The sequence below is a fragment of the Marinobacterium zhoushanense genome (genome assembly GCF_014641945.1).
Lineage (GTDB): Bacteria > Pseudomonadota > Gammaproteobacteria > Pseudomonadales > Balneatricaceae > Marinobacterium_D > Marinobacterium_D zhoushanense.
This window is the reverse complement of the sequence record NZ_BMIJ01000025.1, coordinates 1-642: the sequence shown is the minus strand read 5'-3', so window position 1 is coordinate 642 and position 642 is coordinate 1. Positions and strand designations below refer to the sequence as shown.

Sequence of the window (642 nt, the reverse complement as noted above, 5' to 3'; positions counted from 1 at the left end):
TGACTGGGGTGAAGTCGTAACAAGGTAGCCGTTGGGGAACCAGCGGCTGGATCACCTCCTTAAACGATAGCTGGATCTTGGCAAGCGTTCACACGAATTACCTGGTTGAAATGTTGAGAGAGCGTATCGGTCTTGAACCGAGATGTAGGCTTGTAGCTCAGCTGGTTAGAGCGCACCCCTGATAAGGGTGAGGTCGGTGGTTCAAGTCCACTCAGGCCTACCAATTTTGCGTCACTCTGCGTTAAATTCCTCGTCGCATAGCAGGCTATGCGTCCTCGGGATTTGCCTTGATTGACACAAAATTCTGCGGTTTGACCATATTGGGGCTATAGCTCAGCTGGGAGAGCGCCTGCTTTGCACGCAGGAGGTCTGCGGTTCGATCCCGCATAGCTCCACCATTCATCCTGAATGGTTGAGAACTTACAACAGAATACGCTGTGCCAGATTACCTGGTCATTGAAGCTCCCGAGAGTTTTAAAACATGCACTCGTTTGAGTTCATCTTTTAAAGCTTCACGCTTTAAACGCTCTTTAACAAATTGGATCTGAAAGATTGTCTTGTATTGTTTGATACAAGCGCCAACCGGCGAAATCGATCGTTACTAAACTATTCAACTGATCAGACGCCTTCGGGTTATATGGT

Annotated in this window: 2 tRNA genes and 1 rRNA gene; all 3 read left to right on the top strand. The window is 48.1% G+C overall.

Features of this window, described 5'->3' with window-relative positions:
* Window positions 1-62, top strand: a 16S ribosomal RNA gene (locus IEX40_RS22010); the annotation flags it as partial.
* 84 nt (window positions 63-146) lie between these two features.
* Window positions 147-223, top strand: a tRNA-Ile gene (locus IEX40_RS22005).
* 99 nt (window positions 224-322) lie between these two features.
* Window positions 323-398: transfer RNA gene (locus IEX40_RS22000), tRNA-Ala, on the top strand.
* The last annotated feature ends 244 nt before the right edge of the window (window positions 399-642 follow it).